The 13,619-nt window shown below is 53.2% G+C and carries 12 protein-coding genes and 1 riboswitch; of the genes, 7 read left to right on the forward strand and 5 right to left on the reverse strand.

The annotated features are described in order from the left end of the window. The first annotated feature begins 99 nt into the window (after nt 1-99). A complete protein-coding gene (gene aceF, locus ACVBEJ_RS04515) occupies nt 100-1,728 on the forward strand; it encodes a dihydrolipoyllysine-residue acetyltransferase (RefSeq protein ID WP_447128413.1) in 1,629 nt (542 codons plus the stop codon). A 121-nt stretch (nt 1,729-1,849) separates the two neighbouring features. On the opposite strand, the gene fabA is transcribed toward aceF, so the two are convergent. After that, complete coding sequence (gene fabA / locus ACVBEJ_RS04520) at nt 1,850-2,377, reverse strand: bifunctional 3-hydroxydecanoyl-ACP dehydratase/trans-2-decenoyl-ACP isomerase (protein ID WP_447128414.1); 528 nt, start codon at nt 2,375-2,377, stop codon at nt 1,850-1,852. A 372-nt stretch (nt 2,378-2,749) separates the two neighbouring features. Continuing rightward, nucleotides 2,750-2,947: riboswitch (cobalamin riboswitch) on the forward strand. A gap of 169 nt (nt 2,948-3,116) precedes the next feature. On the opposite strand from fabA, the gene ACVBEJ_RS04525 reads away from it, so the two are divergent. From ACVBEJ_RS04525 to ACVBEJ_RS04550, 6 genes are all read left to right on the forward strand, one after another. Continuing rightward, a complete protein-coding gene (locus tag ACVBEJ_RS04525) occupies nt 3,117-4,988 on the forward strand; it encodes a TonB-dependent receptor plug domain-containing protein (RefSeq protein WP_447128415.1) in 1,872 nt (623 codons plus the stop codon). 71 nt (nt 4,989-5,059) lie between these two features. Beyond that, entirely contained in the window at nt 5,060-5,674 is a 615-nt protein-coding gene (gene cobO, locus ACVBEJ_RS04530) for a cob(I)yrinic acid a,c-diamide adenosyltransferase (RefSeq protein ID WP_447128416.1), read from the forward strand. A 151-nt stretch (nt 5,675-5,825) separates the two neighbouring features. Continuing rightward, nucleotides 5,826-7,310 (forward strand): cobyric acid synthase, encoded by a 1,485-nt coding sequence (locus tag ACVBEJ_RS04535; RefSeq protein ID WP_447128417.1) that lies wholly within the window; start codon nt 5,826-5,828, stop codon nt 7,308-7,310. Nucleotide 7,311: 1 nt separating this feature from the next. After that, nucleotides 7,312-8,340: a FecCD family ABC transporter permease gene (locus tag ACVBEJ_RS04540; RefSeq protein WP_447128418.1), complete on the forward strand. Its 1,029-nt coding sequence runs from the start codon at nt 7,312-7,314 to the stop codon at nt 8,338-8,340. Between the two features lie 9 nt (nt 8,341-8,349). After that, nucleotides 8,350-9,132, forward strand: a complete 783-nt coding sequence (locus ACVBEJ_RS04545; RefSeq protein WP_447128419.1) for a heme ABC transporter ATP-binding protein — start codon at nt 8,350-8,352, stop codon at nt 9,130-9,132. Between the two features lie 12 nt (nt 9,133-9,144). Next, complete coding sequence (locus ACVBEJ_RS04550) at nt 9,145-10,041, forward strand: cobalamin-binding protein (RefSeq protein WP_447128420.1); 897 nt, start codon at nt 9,145-9,147, stop codon at nt 10,039-10,041. A 245-nt stretch (nt 10,042-10,286) separates the two neighbouring features. On the opposite strand, the gene ACVBEJ_RS04555 is transcribed toward ACVBEJ_RS04550, so the two are convergent. The 4 genes from ACVBEJ_RS04555 to ACVBEJ_RS04570 form a co-directional block, all read right to left on the reverse strand. Continuing rightward, nucleotides 10,287-11,315: a type II toxin-antitoxin system HipA family toxin gene (locus ACVBEJ_RS04555; protein WP_447128421.1), complete on the reverse strand. Its 1,029-nt coding sequence runs from the start codon at nt 11,313-11,315 to the stop codon at nt 10,287-10,289. Between the two features lie 8 nt (nt 11,316-11,323). Further along, nucleotides 11,324-11,665: a HipA N-terminal domain-containing protein gene (locus ACVBEJ_RS04560; RefSeq protein WP_447128422.1), complete on the reverse strand. Its 342-nt coding sequence runs from the start codon at nt 11,663-11,665 to the stop codon at nt 11,324-11,326. Between the two features lie 7 nt (nt 11,666-11,672). After that, nucleotides 11,673-12,005, reverse strand: coding sequence for a helix-turn-helix domain-containing protein (locus ACVBEJ_RS04565; protein WP_447128423.1), 333 nt, complete (start codon nt 12,003-12,005; stop codon nt 11,673-11,675). 369 nt (nt 12,006-12,374) lie between these two features. Next, complete coding sequence (locus tag ACVBEJ_RS04570; RefSeq protein ID WP_447128424.1) at nt 12,375-13,613, reverse strand: type II toxin-antitoxin system HipA family toxin; 1,239 nt, start codon at nt 13,611-13,613, stop codon at nt 12,375-12,377. Nucleotides 13,614-13,619: the final 6 nt, after the last annotated feature.

A 13,619-nucleotide genomic window follows, 5' to 3' on the forward strand; every position in this document is an offset into this window, starting at 1 on the left:
GTCGCGCAGCGGCGTAATCCACCAGTGCCCATTTGGTGGATTACGCCTTCGGCTAATCCACCCTACAGGCTAACAACTAACAAGAAAGGTAGAAGCTAGATGTCCATAGAAAAAGTTCTGGTTCCCGACTTGGGCGGCGCAGACTCGGTTGAAGTCATTGAAATCAGTGTCGCTGTGGGCGACAGCGTTGAAGTGGAACAATCACTGGTGGTGCTGGAATCCGACAAGGCCACCATGGATGTGCCCAGCAGCCACGCCGGAGTGGTCAAAACCATTCTGGTGAAAGAAGGCGACAACGTTGGTGAAGGCTCTGCCATTGTTGAACTGGAACTGGCCGGTGAAAGCGTTGCAGCAGAGGCTCCGGCAGCACCAGAACCTGCCGCTGAAGCATCTCCCGCACCTGCAGCCCCCGTTGCTGAAACGGCCCCTGTTCCAGTGGCGACCGCCAGTGGTGAAGCGCAACTGGTCACCGTGCCGGATATCGGCAGTGACGGCCAGGTGGACGTGATCGAAATGAGCGTTTCGGTTGGTGATGTGGTGGAAGAAGGCGACACCCTGATGGTGCTGGAATCCGACAAAGCCACCATGGATGTTCCCGCTCCCTATGATGGTGAAATTACCGAACTGAAAGTGGCCGAGGGCGGCAAAGTAGCCACTGGCGATGCCATTGCCATGATGAAGCCCAGCGGCGCTGTCCCGGCACCGGCGCAAGCCCCTGAAACATTGACCCCCGCTCCGGCAGCGGCTGATACTCCCGCAGCGGCATCTGCGCCTGCTCCGGCAGTGGCCCCGGCCCCGCAAGTGACCGCAGCGCCGAGTGCATCCGTTCACGCAGGCCCGGCGGTGCGCCTGTTGGCTCGCGAACTGGGTGTGGATTTATCCAAAGTGGCAGCCACTGGCCCCCGCGGTCGCATCCTTAAAGACGATGTGCATGCCTACGTAAAAACAGCGGTTAAAACCGCAGAGAGTGGTACCGGCACAGCCGGTGGAGCCGCTATTCCCCAGGTGCCGGAAATCGACTTCAGCCAGTTTGGTGACATCGAACTGGTGAAAATGGCCAAAATCGCCAGAGTCACCGCCGCCAATATGCAGCGCAGCTGGCTCAACGTGCCCCACGTTACCCAGTTCGACGATGCAGACATCACCGAGCTGGAAGCCTTTCGCAAATCCATGAAAGCGGAAGCAGAAAAACGCGGCACCAAACTGACTCCGGTGCCCTTCCTGCTAAAAGCGGTAGCTACGGCCATTGAACTAAACCCTGCATTCAATCGCTCTCTGCACGCCGATGGTGAGCACATTGTGCAGAAGAAATACATTCACGTGGGTATGGCAGTGGACACTCCCCGCGGCCTGGTGGTGCCGGTGATTCGCGATGTGGACAAAAAAGGCATTTGGCAACTGACCGAAGAAGTACTGGAAATGGCGGGCAAGGCCCGCGATGGCAAACTGAAACCGGCAGACATGCAGGGTGGCTGTTTTACCATCTCCAGCCTCGGCGCTATCGGTGGCAAAGGCTTTACTCCCATCGTAAACACGCCGGAAGTGGGCATACTGGGAATTTCAAAAGCGGAGATCAAGCCAGTGTGGAATGGCAGCGAATTTGTACCGCGCAATATGCTGCCCTTGTGCCTGAGCTACGATCACCGGGTGATCAACGGCGGTGACGCCGGGCGCTTTATGACTACGTTGGTGAGCCTGATTGGGGATATTCGCCGTTTGATTTTGTAATTGACGGCATGTTTACCAAAACGCCCGGCTGTTGGTTTCAGTCGGGCGTTTTATGTGGGGGCGTCATTGCGAGGAGCCGAAGGCGACGCGGCAATCTCCAGAAAGTAGCTACCAAGTTTTTTTAAAAATCATCGGTGGACGTAAACAATCCCACCCGCAAATCCTTGGCACTGTATATCTCGCGGCCATCCACCAGCATGCGGCCATCGGCAATGCCCAGCACCAGTTTGCGCTCGATAATACGTTTAAAGTCGATTTCGTAAGTAACCACTTTTGACGTTGGCAAAACCTGCCCGGTAAATTTCAACTCCCCACAACCGAGAGCGCGGCCGCTGCCGTGATTGCCGCGCCATAACAAAAAGAACCCCGTCAGCTGCCATAAGGCATCCAGGCCAAGGCAGCCGGGCATCACCGGGTCGTCTTTAAAATGGCAGCCGAAAAACCACAGGTTGGGGTCGATATCCAGCTCCGCCACCAGGCGCCCCTTGCCAAATTCGCCGCCATCAGACGTGACACTGGTGATGCGGTCCAGCATCAACATATTGCCCTGAGGCAGTTTTCCGTCTTCCGGGTTGAACAAACGGCCTTCGCCGCAGGCGATTAATTCCTGTTTGTTGTAACTGTTTTGGCTTTGGGGCTGGAAGGGCATAAATGGCTCTGTCTGTCTGGTTGTAGGGTGACCGATTTGGAAACACCACAAACCAATCCTGATGGCCGGACAGTCTATATGAAAATCCCCACCTACAGGGATTTAAAAATGCTCGATGGTTTTGATCGCTGTTGACCTCGGTCACAGCACACCACTCCAGATTCGCGTCTTCAGGCTTTGTGGGACAGCAATGATTTCTGATAGCACTCACAAAATTTGAAAACGTCAGCTTGGCGTGACTTGCTGCGTACCACAGCAAGTTGTGAAAAATTCATGTTCAGCAATAAAATAATTACATTGCTCCGGTGCTGATGGCGATTTAGAATCGCCTCCACTGTAACAGGTGCCTGCTGACTGTTGTTTGAATTGCCAATGAGAGTTGTCAATGCGAGTTGTCCCCAACAGTTGGGCAGGGTAAACGGGAAGTGTGGTGCGTACAGACCGGCGAGTGATCGCCAATCGGGATTCTGTGCAAAGCCACCGCTGCCCCCGCAACGGTAATCTTGTGATCTTGAGAGATATCGAGAGTGATCAAGTAAGCCCGGAACCGGCCTGAATTTCCCCAGTTTGTATTGGGAAAATACGCAGTTTGATAACAATGAAGCGGAGGGCTTTCATTGCCGGTTGTTATTGTGTTCGACAGTCGTCGAACGCACACTGCCTGTTCCCCTCCCTCATTGCCATTTTTCCAATTTGGAAAACGCTATTTCACAAGGCGTTTTCAGGCATGAGGTTTAATATGAATTTGCAAAAGCAAAGTTTGGCAGTAGCCATCGCTGCTCTGTCTATTTCTTCTGGAGCATTTGCCGACAATCCGACCGACCGAGAGGTTGATAACGAAGTTGTAATTACCGGCAACCGAATAGAAACGCCATTGCGCCAGGTGGGTACATCGATTTCAGTGCTCAATGCGCAGGATATTAGAGATCGCGGCCACGCCACTTTGGTGGATGTATTGCGTACCCTGCCGGGCATCAGTGCTACCAGTACTGGTGGCCTGGGTAAAGCGACAACTTTACGTATTCGCGGTGAAGCAGGTTATCGAACGGTTGTGTTGATCGATGGTGTTGATGTGTCTGACCCTACCGGTACGCAGGTAGGCCCGCAAATTCATCATATTTTGGCAGCGGATATTGAACGCGTAGAAGTGCTGCGTGGTCCCCAGGGCACAATTTATGGTGCTGACGCTGGGGGGGTTATCAATATCACTACCCGTCGCGGTGAAGAAGGAATCTCCGGGGGTGCCAACCTGGAGTACGGGCGCTACGGCACCCAGCGTGCTACCGCCAGCGTATATGGCAGCTCCGGCATCTTTGATTACTCTGTATCCCTGACTGATCTGCAAAGTGACGGTTTTAGTGCGCGCGATCTGACTGTAGATGCTGAACAAGAGGCAGATGGCTACGACAATACCACCATTAATTTTCAGTTGGGCGCGCAGCTTAATGAAGAATGGCGAGTGGAATTGAATGCCCGTGATCTCACCACTGAAGCGGGTTTTGACTCCTGCTTTGGGGCGGATTTTTCCAGTTCCAATGATTGCCTGTTTGAGTCAGACCAAAGCAACTACAAACTGACCACCAAGTACAACGGGCAACTCGGTGAGCATAAATTTTCATACGGTGTTACTGATGTTGAGCGCGGAAGTTTTACAGAGGGGGCTTCCAGTTTCAGTACTGAAGGCACCATTGATCAAATTCAGTATTTGGGCGCGCTGGCAATATCGGATCACGACACGTTGGTGTTTGGAAGTGACTGGGAAAAAGAAGACATTATTTCCACCAGTGGCGAACAGCTTGACCGCTCGCAACTGGGGATTTACGTTGATTGGCAGGGCAATATCGGCGAACAGTTTTTTTACACCGCCGGTGTGCGCAGTGATGACAATGACGACTTTGGCCGCAACACCAGTATTCGCCTGACTTCCGCTTACCTGATTCCGGTCGGAGAAGGTGAGCTGAAATTGAAAGCCAGTTATGGCAATGGCTTTCGCGCTCCTGCTCTTTCTGAGATCGCTTACAACAACGGTCCGTTTGCATTTGGAGAGGCCGCAGCTACCGAACTCCAGCAGGAAGAAAGCGAAGGTTTTGAAATTGGCGCTGAGTACCGGGCTTCCAATGGACTGTCTGCAGAACTGATTTATTTTGACCAGGATATTACCAACGAGATATTTTTTGATTTGGACAGCTTCAGTGGCTACCTGCAGGAAACTGGCTTGACACGCTCTAAAGGCATCGAACTAAGTAGCCGCTACCCGCTTACTGATTCGCTGTTTTTCTCTGGTGCTTACACCTACACCGACAGTATTGATTCAGACGGCAACCAGCGCCGCCGCGTGCCGACGCATACTTACAATCTGGGAGTGACTGGTCAATGGTTTGAGCAAGCTCTGCGGGTTTCTGCGAATATTCGCTGGGTGCGTGATGTGGAAGACGGTGCTGTGCAGCTGGAGGATTATCAGGTGTTGGATTTTACCGCCAACTATCAGTTGTCCGACAAACTTGGCCTGTACGTGCGTGCGGAAAACGCACTGGATGAAACCTACCAGGAAGTCGCCACTTTCAACAGCAGTGGTGCGGCATACTACGGTGGTGTGCGTTTCAGCTTCTGAGTTTGTCCATACGAAAGGGGTAGCGCTGGTTACCCCGTTCCATTTTGAGAGTTTATTTTCGAGAGTTAACCATGACCGAAAAAGACGACAAAAAAGCCGCCACCCACAAACGCAAAATGCAAAAGCACAAAGAAAAAGTGGATGCTCATATTGCCGCTGCCAATGAGGAGCGCGGTATGGTGTTGTTGCTTACCGGTGATGGTAAAGGCAAAAGCAGCTCTGCATTTGGCATGGTGATGCGCAGCCTTGGTTATGGCTACAAGGTGGGGATTACGCAATTTATTAAAGGTGCGCAAATGTCTGGCGAGGAGTTGTTTATTCGCGACAAACACCCGGAAGTGGATTTCTACCAAATGGGTACCGGTTTTACCTGGGACACTCAGGATCGCGAGGGCGATATTGCCGCCGCCGAAAAAACCTGGCAGCAGGCGGCGCGTATGCTCAGTGACGACAGCTTGCATCTGGTGGTGCTGGACGAGCTGACCTATATGCTCGGCTATAAATACCTGGATGAAGCCATGGTGCTGGACGCCATTCGCAAGCGCCCGCCGGAGCAAACCGTGGTGGTTACCGGTCGCGGCGGTGGTTCGGCACTGCAAGAACTGGCGGACACAGTAGCGGACGTTAAAAATATCAAACACGCCTACGCCAGCGGCTTAAAAGCGCGCCGGGGTGTGGATTTTTGATGGCTTTTGAAAGATCGCTGGGTCGCCGCGCTGCACTCGCGATGACGGAGTGCCACGTCATTGCGAGGAGCGTAGCAACGCGGCAATCCAGCGCCTTGCAAGGCTGTTCAGTCGTTGATTGTTCAGACCAGAGTAGTCTGTGGGGTTCGTCATGACCCAAACCCTGATGGTGCAAGGCACCACCTCTGACGCCGGAAAGTCTATTCTGGTGGCAGGCTTGTGCCGTTTGCTGGCCCGTCAAGGCATCAAAGTCGCCCCCTTTAAACCACAAAATATGGCCCTTAACAGCGCTGTCACTGCCGATGGCGGCGAGATTGGCCGCGCCCAGGCATTGCAGGCACAGGCCTGTTTTCTGCCGCCGCACACGGATATGAACCCTGTGCTACTGAAACCGTCCAGCGATACCGGTGCCCAGGTGATTATCCACGGCAACGCGCTGAGCAATATGGAGGCGGCGGAATTTCATGGTAACAACCGCCACGATTATAAGAAGGTCGCCCTCGAAGCGGTGCTGGAATCCCATCAAAGGCTCGCTGAGCAATACCCGGTGATTGTGGTGGAAGGTGCTGGCAGCCCGGCAGAAATCAATTTGCGCGACGGGGATATCGCCAATATGGGCTTTGCCGAGGCAGTGGATTGCCCGGTTATCCTGGTTGCCGACATTGATCGCGGTGGGGTGTTTGCCCATTTGCTGGGTACCCTGGAATTGCTGTCAGAGTCTGAACGCAGCCGGGTTGTGGGCTTTGTGATCAATAAGTTTCGTGGCGATATTTCCCTGTTGCAATCCGGGCTGGATTGGCTGGAGCGAAAAACCGGTAAGCCGGTGCTGGGTGTGTTGCCTTATCTGCACAATTTTCACCTCGATGCCGAAGACGCCATTGCCGCTGAACAAGTTATCGAAGTCGAACAACCCCTGAAAGTGGTGGTGCCGGTGTTTTCCCGCATCAGCAATCACACCGATTTTGATGCATTGCGACTGCATCCACAGGTGGATTTGCACTACGTGGGTGCAGGGCAGCCGTTGCCGGGGGCAGATTTGATTATTCTGCCGGGCAGTAAAAACGTGCGCGCTGATTTGCAGTGGTTGCGGGACAACGGCTGGCATGCGGATGTGCAGCGCCACCTGCGTTATGGCGGCAAAGTGCTGGGCATTTGCGGCGGCTATCAAATGTTGGGGCGTTGTATCAATGATCTTTGTGGCGTTGAAAGTGCGGCTGGGGTCAGCGACGGTTTGGGTTTTCTGGCCATTGAAACAGAGCTGGCAGAACACAAACAACTGCAACAGGTCAGCGGCCAGCTGACGTTGGGAGGTGCGCCGGTGTGCGGCTATGAAATTCACTGCGGGCTAAGCCGTGGTGAAGGGCTGGATGCGCCTCTGGTGCAACTGAGCGATGGCCGTTGCGATGGCGCTATATCTGCAGATGGCCAGGTAGCGGGCACTTACTTACATGGCCTGTTTGACCACCCCGAAGCCGCTCAAGCCATCTTGCAGTGGGCGGGTTTGTCTAGCGCCAATGCCGTGGATATGAATGCGCTGCGCGAGCAACAACTGGAGCGTTTGGCGGATACTCTGCAACAACATCTGAATGTTGCCCGGCTCGGCATTGATATGGATAACCTGGGACGGGAATATTGATATGCGGCCAATGACCAGCGCCCAACTGTTGAATGTTTTGGCACTGTTGTTGCCCGCTGTGGTTGTTGCCGGGTGCTTGCTGGGGCCCACCCTTATCCCCATTGCGGCACTGGGAGAGGGCATTGGCCACCTGCTTGGCGTGTCCGGCGACCCACTCAGTCAACCCGGTTTGATAGTGTCCGGTATTCGCTTGCCCAGGGTGCTGTTGTCAGCGTTGACCGGTGCAACTCTGGCTTGCTGTGGTGCCGTGCTACAGGGGTTGTTTCGCAATCCGCTGGCAGACCCCACCGTGATTGGCGTAGCAGCGGGAGCGTCAGCGGGTGCCAGCGCAGCCATTGTGTTTGGCAGCATGCTGGCCGGTAGCGTTGGGCTGCTTGTGGTGGGTTCCGGCGCCTTTGCTGGGGGCCTGTTGGCATCCATTGTGGTGTACCGGCTGGCGACTTCCAGTACCGGGACTTCAGTGGCCACCATGTTGTTGGCGGGCATTGCCATCAGCTCACTGGCGGTAGCCATCAGCAATCTGCTCAGTTATCTGGCAGACAACGACATGTTGCGCCGTATCAGCCTGTGGCAGATGGGTAACCTCAACGGTGCCGACTGGTCGCGGGTGGCGGTGGCTGCTGTTCTGGTGGCGTTTCTGTTGCCATTGTTTGGCCGCGACAGCCGCGCCTTGAACGCCATGTTGCTGGGGGAGTCGGAAGCCCGGCACCTGGGTATTCATGTTCAGTGGCTCAAACGGCGACAGATTTTACTCTGCGCCCTGGGCATTGGCGTATCCATTTCCATTGCCGGTTTGATTGCCTTTGTGGGTTTGATTATTCCCCATCTGGTGCGCCTGTTAATCGGCCCGGACCACCGCTACCTGTTGCCAGCGGCGGCCATGGCCGGGGCCATTTTGCTGGTGCTGGCGGACCTGGTGGCGCGGGTGGTGCTGGCTCCGGCAGAACTGCCCACCGGTATTTTAACCGCGCTGCTGGGGGTGCCATTTTTTGTGTCTCTGCTGATTCAGCAGCGGCGGCATACAGTGTAAGGAGGAGCGATGCTGGCAGTACAGAATGTGCGTGTTTCCCGGTCTGGCACACCCGTGTTGGATGATGTGTCGCTGCGACTGGATGCTGGCAAAGTGATGGTTGTATTGGGCTCCAATGGCACCGGTAAAACCACACTGCTGAAAACACTCACCGGCGAATTAACTCCCGATTCCGGCACAGTGGAATTTCAGCAACAACCAATAAACCAGTGGCCAGCTGCGGTGCTGGCTCAGCGCCTGGCGGTGTTGCCACAGCACTCGACGCTGAACTTCCCGTTTACTGCTCGCGAAGTGGTATTGCTGGGTCGCAGTGCCCACAGCAGCGGGCAGGTGCGCGACCGGGCCATTGTTGACAGTGCTCTGGAACGGGTGGACGGCAGTTATCTGGCAGAGCGCTTTTACACGCAACTGTCTGGTGGTGAGAAACAACGGGTGCAACTGGCCCGGGTATTGGCGCAAATCTGGGAACCGCCGAGCGATGGTAAATCAGAGCAGGAACGCTTTCTGGTACTCGACGAACCCACCTCATCCTTTGACCTGTGTCATCGGCAACTGATGTTGGAAGTCATCAGCCACTTTGCCAAACAGGGCGTTGGTGTGCTGATGGTGTCCCATGACCTGAATCTGGCAGCGCATTGCGCCGACCAGGTGATGTTGTTGCATGGCGGCCGTGTGGCGGCCTGCGGTGATTGCGATGCGGTGTTGCAAGAGCCTCTGTTGCGGGATGTATTTGAGGCGGACATTGACGTGGTGGCCCACCCGGTCACCGGGCAACGGTTAATTGTGTATTGAGAGCTCCCCCTAATGATCATAAAAAAAATCTGTGCAACCACTCTTGTCATTTGTGCAGCGGCAGTGGCTCAGGCTGAAATTCGGGTAGTCGATGACCTCGGCAATGAGGTGGTATTGGCGGAACCCGCCCAGCGCATTATTAGCCTGGCCCCTCATATCACCGAGACGCTTTACGAGATTGGCGCAGGTGATTTAATTGTCGGTGCGGCGAATTACAGTGATTACCCGGAGGCGGCCAAACAGATTCCCAGAGTGGGGTCCGACAAAGACATAAGCTATGAAACCGTTGTCAGCCTGAAACCGGATTTGGTGATTATCTGGAACAGCAGTGGCGGCGAAAAAATTGTCAGGCGTTTTCAGGCGCTGGGCATTCCAGTGTTTGTGGATGATCCTAAAGCACTTGATGACGTTGGCGATATGCTGGGGGTGTTTGCTGAACTGACCGGCCACAACAGTCAGGGTAAAGCGGCTCAGCAACGCTACCGGCAGCGCTTGAGTACGCTGCGCAACGCCAACAGCAACAAACCGCCGTTGACGGTGTTTTATCAGGTGTGGCACCAGCCGCTAATGACGTTGAATGGCAATACGCTGATTTCAGACATTATCGAAATGTGTGGCGGGGTGAACGCCTTTGCCGATGCCATTCCCATCGTGCCGCGCTTGAGTGTGGAGTCGGTAATCACCGCCGATCCGCAGGTGATTGTGACCAGCGGCACGGGCAACGGGCGGCCACCCTCGCTCGACAGCTGGCTGGAATGGCCCGGTATGCAAGCGGTTGAAACCAACCAGCTGTATTTTATCGAAGCAGATATTCTGCACCGTCACTCTCCCCGCATTCTGCAGGGAGCCACACAGATGTGTGAATATCTGGACAGGGCGCGAGCTGCTTTATTGACAGGAAATGAATGAGTGGTTCATGCCTTACACCTCAGCGATGAGAAAGCAAGTAGGTGTCAATATTGGAATTCTGGGGGGCAGTTTACTTAATTAATTAAATTAGGGCATCTCTAAAAATGCTCAGATTTTCATTTTTGTTTGTGTCAATAAAGAATCAAGCCAACTCCGATAAATTACCTATGGCTACAAGATGGGTATCACATTCCGCTCGGGTGATCCCATTTTCAGTTCACTTAAAGGCACTCAAGCAAGTGGAGTTAAACAGAATCTGTAATCTGAGCAGCCCGAATACGGGATTCAACCAGCTCCACTGTCCGTAATTTCATAGCCTCTGGCATATAGCTATGGTTGATTAAATCGATAATTTTTTTCTGGCTGGTCTTCAGTTTGGTGATAAATGTTTGAATCGGTTTTTCCTGCAGCCCAAGTCGTCGCCCCAATTCCAGGAAGTCAACTCCGGTGTAATAACCGTAGTGGTTGTAGGTATCGGTAAACTCTTCATCGCCATCTTCCTGGTCCTGTAGCAGCCCCAGTGCCAGCAGCCCCATGCCGCTAACGTCGTTATCAGGCGTCTCGGTTCTAAACGCTTCACAAAACAGACAGTCGTAATTGGGGGTTAGCTTGTCGTAAAAGGGGCTGTTGTTGCCTGCCAGCCGTTGCACGCTTAAATTTTTTAAATGCAGATCGTCATTGCCCGTCACATAGGCGAGTATCACCCGCCGAACAAAATCCAGCACAACCGCCTGTTTGCCATTGGTGACTTTGTCGATAAGTCTGCCAACTTCTTCGTAGGTTTTACTGTATTTGTCTTCGCTGGGCAGGTCGAAGCACTGCATCAGGTCTTCCTGGTGCAGCTTTTTGCCGTTGCCTTGCCGGTCGAATCGTTTGCTGATGTATGCCAGCTCGCCACCGTCAAAGGCTACTAATCCACACAGGGCGGTATCAATGCCCATCAGCCGGCTCACTTCCATAGCGGCGTGTTCGTTTTCGGCGGCGTTGGGGTAGGCTTCGGGGCTGGGCTTGAGTATGTATTCCCCGCCTTCGGCAGTGGCCACCAGTTGGTGTTTTGCATTTTCCTTCAGGGATAACTTCTGTTGCACCCCGGAAATAGACATACCCTGAATATTCTCGCGGCTGCTCTGGAAAAATTCAGCCCGTGTAAATGGCAGGCAGGGGCTGACTTTGGCGCTGCCAAAGAGCGTTTTGAAGGCTGTGTTGTGGTAGCCCGGTTTACTCTGTTTTCCAGTCAGTTTTTTTAAACTGATTTTGCAGTTTTCCGTAGCCATAATGTGTATCACTCGCTAGCAGGGAGGACAGTCACCGCGCCAACCAGGTCGCGCCCGTTCATTAGTAGTAGGCCAAAGCGGTCATTCTCGTCGATCTTTTGTTCCTGAGACTGTAGCTTTCGCAGCCAGCCCTCGGATACCAGGTTTTCAAAAAAGCTGGGAAACTGTGTGTATCTGAACGGCTGTTCCTGTAACGGGAAGTTGAAGGCGATAGGTGCTCCTTCGGCCAAATAGTCATCGTCGTAAGTGAATTCAAAGCCATTCTGCATTTCGACAAGTGTTCCAGCCTGCTTGTGATTGTAGAAGACGTGCGCGGTGCGCGCTGTTTGATCGGGCGATTCTTTTTTCATCGCTATTTCATCCTATCCATAGTTTCATGCCCAGTGCGCGAGCGACATTGCCGACACTGTCCAGCCGGGCGCTGGGGTGCCCCTGTTCAATTTTGTTGAGGGTTGCGTAGGCAATGCCAGAAAGCTCACAGAGGTCATTCAGTGTTAACTGCTGCTTTTTGCGCTCAGCGCGTATGCGCTGCCCGGCCTCTTCGATGGGGGAAAATTGCGCTGCCTGGGCCGCCATTGCCGCTTCCTTTTGTGCCGTAGCCAGGCGCAGACGCAGTTCGTCCAGCAATGCGCCTGCATCAACGTCATCCAAGCGGGAAATGTTGGTGTTTGATGAGTTTTTTGTGTTCATTTTTATATACTAATTTGTTTAATTTGGTGTTTTGTGTTCGTTATAGAGTATAGTGTGTTTTGAAAGTATGCAATAGTATATATATTGTGGGTATTTGCATTTTAAGATATGTATTAATGATTTTTAAGTAGGGTTTTCAGCTTTTGAGCCGAGCCCACGCTACTTCAATTGCAGGCTGAGTAATACAGAACGTTTTGGGCATAAAAAAAGCCGACCCTTTCGAATCGGCTTTTCTATGTATGGTGCCCAGGAGAGGACTTGAACTTTCAAGGTGGTTCAATAAATCATTTTAATTTCAATAGGATATATCGTTCCGCTTGATTTGCGTTCCACTCACGTTCCACGGGCCAAATTGGCCAAAAAAGCGAGTTAGAGGTTAAACGCTGGTTCCATTAATTTTTGCTCACTCCTGCTGAGCCCAACCGCGCTTGCTTTATTCTTCCAGTTTCCAACACTGGCAAGTACTTCATCTTTAATTTTCGTTGCTTGCCCACTGTCGAGCTGAAAGAAGTCGATGATTTCCATGGCCAGCTCATAGTCCAGACTGTTATCGCTGTCTGTGATATTGAGGTGCAATCCATTGGCCGGTGTAACCGGGTTAATGTCATATGCTGGAGATAGCAGCCAGCCCCCCTTGTTGTATATGAATCCGTGGTTACGGAGGTGGTCATCTGTATTGGAAATGGCGATGTAAAACACAATGCGACGCCATAACTGCGCGAGGTCTTCTTTGGTGTTTGCACCGTGTTCTGTCAGGAATTGCGCGAGCTCCAGATAACTGGCTTCATAATCACCATCGTAATAGCCGAGCTGGGTCATCGCCGAAGTAAAGTGAAGGCGGCTTTCCTTGGTACGATCGAAACGTTTAGTCAGGAAGGTATGATGGTGGCTGCCGAATTTTTCTATCCGGCTCTCCGGCATGGTGACGCCGGCGTCCAGGGCGAGCGTATAAGCAACATACTCCCAGGCGGCGATATCGTAGTCATCATGCTGGCTGGGGAACTTGGCGATCCATAGGTGTCCATCCTCATCGGTCACACTGGCTTTGGGTCGGGCTCCGCCCAACGAAGAGCCTGGTGACATGAGCATGTATAACCATTTTACGTATTCGGGATCATCGCTATCGGCATTTTCTTCCACCTGCCTGGCTGCGTGCTCAAGTTCTCTCAAGGATGAGATAGGTGGGGCAGCAAGGCGCTCATCGTCGTCCAGAAAAGGCCCGTCCAGCTTGCGCTTGAATCTCAGTGCACCAGCTCGGTGAAGATCGTGTACGCCCAGGAGATAATCAATTTCATTCAGGACTCGTGGACGACGCTCTTCCTGGCGGGCATGAATTGCCTCGCGCCGTTTCATTAACAAACGCCCCCAGCGATCCGGGCATGAATCTAAAAATACGCGGAAATTCTTATCGTCTTCACCATGCTGTTCGCCGGAATAGAGGTTGAGTTCAGGGTCAATTTGCTGAGCATAGGGGGACTGCAGCCAGTCAGTGTCATAACTGAAGCTAAAATGCTCTTTTTGGCGAGCGGCGGACGAGCGAAGTGTTCCAACAAGCGTTGGCTCTTCGAACTCCTCCCAGTCTGCAAAGACAAAGACCTCCGTACTCATGGCTAT

The sequence above is a fragment of the Porticoccus sp. GXU_MW_L64 genome, from assembly GCF_052983295.1.

What these genes read in the sequence shown, in the direction of transcription:
- ACVBEJ_RS04535 (WP_447128417.1), top strand. Translation starts at nt 5,826, where the DNA reads ATGACCCAAACCCTGATGGTGCAAGGCACCACCTCTGACGCCGGAAAG.
- ACVBEJ_RS04570 (WP_447128424.1), bottom strand. Translation starts at nt 13,613, where the DNA reads ATGAGTACGGAGGTCTTTGTCTTTGCAGACTGGGAGGAGTTCGAAGAG.
- ACVBEJ_RS04555 (WP_447128421.1), bottom strand. Translation starts at nt 11,315, where the DNA reads ATGGCTACGGAAAACTGCAAAATCAGTTTAAAAAAACTGACTGGAAAA.
- fabA (WP_447128414.1), bottom strand. Translation starts at nt 2,377, where the DNA reads ATGCCCTTCCAGCCCCAAAGCCAAAACAGTTACAACAAACAGGAATTA.
- ACVBEJ_RS04560 (WP_447128422.1), bottom strand. Translation starts at nt 11,665, where the DNA reads ATGAAAAAAGAATCGCCCGATCAAACAGCGCGCACCGCGCACGTCTTC.
- cobO (WP_447128416.1), top strand. Translation starts at nt 5,060, where the DNA reads ATGACCGAAAAAGACGACAAAAAAGCCGCCACCCACAAACGCAAAATG.
- aceF (WP_447128413.1), top strand. Translation starts at nt 100, where the DNA reads ATGTCCATAGAAAAAGTTCTGGTTCCCGACTTGGGCGGCGCAGACTCG.
- ACVBEJ_RS04550 (WP_447128420.1), top strand. Translation starts at nt 9,145, where the DNA reads ATGATCATAAAAAAAATCTGTGCAACCACTCTTGTCATTTGTGCAGCG.
- ACVBEJ_RS04545 (WP_447128419.1), top strand. Translation starts at nt 8,350, where the DNA reads ATGCTGGCAGTACAGAATGTGCGTGTTTCCCGGTCTGGCACACCCGTG.
- ACVBEJ_RS04525 (WP_447128415.1), top strand. Translation starts at nt 3,117, where the DNA reads ATGAATTTGCAAAAGCAAAGTTTGGCAGTAGCCATCGCTGCTCTGTCT.
- ACVBEJ_RS04565 (WP_447128423.1), bottom strand. Translation starts at nt 12,005, where the DNA reads ATGAACACAAAAAACTCATCAAACACCAACATTTCCCGCTTGGATGAC.
- ACVBEJ_RS04540 (WP_447128418.1), top strand. Translation starts at nt 7,312, where the DNA reads ATGCGGCCAATGACCAGCGCCCAACTGTTGAATGTTTTGGCACTGTTG.